This is a genomic window from Oceanicola sp. S124 (assembly GCF_000220565.1).
Lineage (GTDB): Bacteria > Pseudomonadota > Alphaproteobacteria > Rhodobacterales > Rhodobacteraceae > Pseudooceanicola.
In genome coordinates this window covers 1-3818 of the sequence record NZ_AFPM01000044.1, presented here as the reverse complement: position 1 = coordinate 3818, position 3818 = coordinate 1, and the positions used below count along the sequence as shown (strand labels likewise).

Below are 3818 nucleotides of genomic sequence, written 5' to 3'. Positions count from 1 at the left end.
CCACGCCCGTCTCGGCCTCCAGCCCGCCGTTAGAGCTCCTGCGAATATTTCGCCANCCGGGGTCATGTTCTTCGACGAACGCAGCTGCGCGATCAGCCCGGCGGCATGCCACGTGGTGCCCGAGGTCAGCTGCTTGCGCTCCAGCAGCACCACGTCGCGCCAGCCCTGCAGGGTCAGGTGATAGGCGACGGAACAGCCGATGACACCGCCACCGATGATGACGACGCGGGCGGACTTGGGGGGAAGGGACATGTGCGGGACTTTCAGTAGACGGGAGGCGAGATGACCCAGACCGCCACCGCGGGCGCGTCATAGGGGTTGGACCAGTGCAGGCTCTGCTCGCGAAGGCGGAAGCTGTCGCCCGCCTCGAGCGTGAAGGCATCGCCCTCCAGCCGGATGTCGAGGCGGCCCGAAACCATGTAGGCGACCTCCTGCGTCGGGCGGCGGATCAGCGCGTCGCAGCAACTGCCCGGCAGGAAGACCGAGTGGATGACCTCGAAGCTGTCGGTCAGATCAGGAGAGATCAGGGTTTCGACCAGCCCCTGTTCGGGGTCGCCCATCCGGCGCCGTGCCGACGCGCGAACGACGCGGCCCCGCTCTCGCTCGGGCGCGTCGGGGGCGCCGAAGAGCAGCGACAGCGGCACCTCGCAGATCTCGGCGATCTTGCGCAGGTCGGACATGCGGGGCTGCGAGAGATCCCGTTCCACCTGGCTGAGCCACCCGGTAGAGCGGCCCACCCGGCCCGCCAGATCGTCCAGCGTCATGCCGCGCGCCAGGCGCAGCGCGCGGATGTCCTTGCCAAGTGTGTCGGGCATGACAGCCTCCCAGGAAATGAAGATTTCAGACAATTCTTCACCGCATCGCGTGAAGATTCCAAGAGTTTTTTCATTTCAGCCTCGGCGCGCGCCCCTTCGAGGAGCGGAACCTGCTGCAATAACGGGCTGTTTCAGGCGCGGGCCATCTCGTCGGTGGCACGGGCGATCAGCTCGATCCCCTGGGCGATGCGATTGCTGGCGATCGAGGAATAGGCGAGGCGATAGAAGTTGTGATTCGGCGTGGCCGGGTTGAAGAAGGCCTGACCGGGTTCGATCAGCACCGAGTCCTCGCGCAGCCGCATGGCAAGCGCGGTGGTGCTGACCCCCGCAGGCGCGCGCAGCCAGAAGGACGAGCCGCCCGAGAGGCCGGGCGTCGCGAGCTCCAGCCCGGTGTCCGCAATGGCCTTCTCCATCACCGCCCGGCGGCGGGCGAAGGCGTCGCCCATGCGGGTCAGCTGGGCATCGAAATGCCCCAGCGACAGGAAGTAGGCCATGGTGCGCTGCACATGGCCGGGCGGGTGCCGCATGACATAGGCGCGCAGGGACCGGGCCTGGCGGATGAAGGGCTCGGGCGCGACGAGGTAGCCCATGCGTAGCCCCGGGAACAGCGTCTTGGAGAACGAACCGATGTAGATCACGCAGCCGGTGCGGTCCTGCGCCTTCAGGGCGGGCGTGGGGGCGCGCAGCGAGGGCAGCTCAAACTCATAGTCGTCTTCGAGGATGATGAAATTCTCGTCTCGTGCCCGGCGCAGCAACTCTCGGCGGCGCGCCATGGGCATGGTGACGCTGGTCGGGCAATGGTGGCTGGCGGTGGCGCAGACCACGTCGGCACCCTCGGGGATGGCCTGGGGCGGCAGCCCGTCCTGATCGACATCGGCAAAGACCGTGCGGCAACCGACCTGGCGCAGCAGGTCCCGCAAACCGGCATAGCCGGGGTTCTCCATCACCGCCGTCTTCTCGGGCGAGAGCAGCAGCTGCGTGGCGATCCACAGCGCGTTCTGCGCGCCCATGGTCAGCAGCACCTCTTCGGGCCGGGCCGAGATCCCGCGGCGGGGCAGCAGCTGACGGCGCAGGTATTCGATCAGCACCGGGTCGTCGCGCTCGTAGTAATCCGTGGTCAGCGACTCGAAGTCCTTGCGGCCAAGGGCATTCAGCGCGCAGAGCCGCCAGTTCTGGTGATCAAAGAGACGCGGGTCGCTCTGACCGTAGATGAAGGGGTAGTCGTAGGTGCGCCAGTCCGAGGGGCGGACCAGTTCCGAGGGCGGCGCGAAGGGGTTGGCGATGGCCTTGCTCCAGTCCACCGCATCCTCGGGGTCGGGCGGCGGCGGGCGGAATTGAGGCAGGCGCGGCGCGGTCTCGGCGACGAAATAGCCCGAGCGGTCGCGCGAGATCAGGTATCCGTTTGCCACCAGCTCGTTATAGGCCAGCGACACGGTGATCCGCGCCACCTTCAGGTGCCTGGCGAAGGCCCGGGTCGAGGGCATCTTCTCGCCCGCCTGAAAGCGCCCCGACAGGATCGAATCCGCCACCAAACCCTGGATCTGCTGTTGCAGGGTGCGGGTACTGTCGGGATCGAGAAAGAGGGTCTCTGTCGGGATGCTCATGCCGGTCTGGGCGCCTTCGGGATGCGGACCCCCAGACTAGGCGGGGGCCGCGCCACAGGGAAGGGTTAGCCCAGCACCGCGCCAAGCGCATCGCCCAGAGTGCCCGTGATCTGGTCGATCTCATCGGCAGAGACACAGAGCGCGGGGGCCAGGCAGAGGGTGTTGTTGAACCCCTTCAATGCCCGCGCCGTGCTGCCGATCAGCACGCCGCGCGCCTGGCACTCGGCGATGACCTGCTGCACCAGCGGCTCGGACAGCGGTTCCCGGGTGGCGCGGTCAGCGACCAGCTCGGCGCCGCAGAACAGACCCTTGCCGCGCACGTCGCCAATCATCGCATGGCGCTGTTGCAGATCGCGCAGGTTCTCCATCAGCCGGGCGCCCATGGCCCGGGTGTTGGCCAGCAGGTCCTCTTCCTCGATGATCGCCATGTTTTCCAGCGCCGCCGCCGGGCCGGCAGTGCAGCCGGCATAGGTCGAGATATCGCGGAAGTGGCTCATCTCGTCCTCGGGGGTCTCCTTGAAGGCATCGAAGACCGCTTCGGTGGTCACCAGGCAGGCCACGGCCGCGTAGCCCGAGGCGACGCCCTTGGCCATGGTGACGAAATCCGGCTTCAACCCGTAGTGCTGGTAACCGAACCAGGTGCCGGTGCGACCCAGACCGCAGACCACCTCGTCCAGGTGCAGCAGGATGTCGTATTTCTCGCAGATCTGCTGGACACGTTGCCAGTAGCCCTCGGGCGGGGTGATCACACCGCCGCCTGCGGTGATCGGCTCAAGACACAGGGCGCCCACGGTATCGGGCCCCTCGCGCAGGATCACCTCTTCGATGGCCTCGGCGGCGCGTTCGCCATAGCTCGCCGCGTGGTCGTCCCCGGCCCACTGGGCGCGGTACTCCAGGCAATGGGGCACCTCGACGAAACCGGGGGTGAAGGGGCCGTAATCGCGCACCCGCTGCCCCTGCCCGCAGGCCGAAAGCGCGGTGATCGAGGCCCCGTGGTAATCGCGTTCCCGGAACAGGATCTTGCTCTTGCGCCCGCCGTGCCGCTGCACCGCGATCTGGCGGATCATCTTCCAGGCCTTCTCGTTCACCTCGGTGCCGGAACTGCCGTAGTAGACCCGCGACAGGCCCGGCATCCTGGCCACCAGCCGCTTGGCGAAGCGCGCCCCGGGAAGCGAGCCGGCGGTCTGTGCATAGAAATTCATCTCGGACAGTGCCTCGGCCACGGCCCGGGCGATGCGGGTGCGCCCGTAACCGACATTCACCGTCCAGACCCCGCCCGAGACCCCGTCGAGATAGTCCTGCCCGTTGGCATCCCAGACCCGCAGCCCCTGCCCCTTCACGTAGAGGCGGGGATCCTTGTTTTCATGGCTCTTGTGCTGGGTCAGGTGATGCCAGACAT

At 67.4% G+C, this 3818-nt stretch carries 3 protein-coding genes and 1 pseudogene; all 4 read right to left on the bottom strand.

Annotated elements, in window-relative coordinates:
- A pseudogene (locus OS124_RS0104180) lies at positions 1-252 on the bottom strand (FAD-dependent oxidoreductase); the annotation flags it as partial.
- Between the two features lie 11 nt (positions 253-263).
- Entirely contained in the window at positions 264-815 is a 552-nt protein-coding gene (locus tag OS124_RS0104175) for a helix-turn-helix domain-containing protein (protein ID WP_010138092.1), read from the bottom strand.
- 131 nt (positions 816-946) lie between these two features.
- On the bottom strand, positions 947-2419 hold the full coding sequence (gene pdxR / locus OS124_RS0104170) for a MocR-like pyridoxine biosynthesis transcription factor PdxR (RefSeq protein WP_010138091.1): 1473 nt from the start codon (positions 2417-2419) through the stop codon (positions 947-949).
- 65 nt (positions 2420-2484) lie between these two features.
- Positions 2485-3818 (bottom strand): aminotransferase family protein (locus OS124_RS23620; RefSeq protein ID WP_010138090.1); only part of this gene is annotated, 1334 nt, incomplete at its 5' end.

Coding starts and splice junctions, on each gene's coding strand:
- OS124_RS0104175 (WP_010138092.1), bottom strand. CDS start 815: ATGCCCGACACACTTGGCAAGGACATCCGCGCGCTGCGCCTGGCGCGC.
- pdxR (WP_010138091.1), bottom strand. CDS start 2,419: ATGAGCATCCCGACAGAGACCCTCTTTCTCGATCCCGACAGTACCCGC.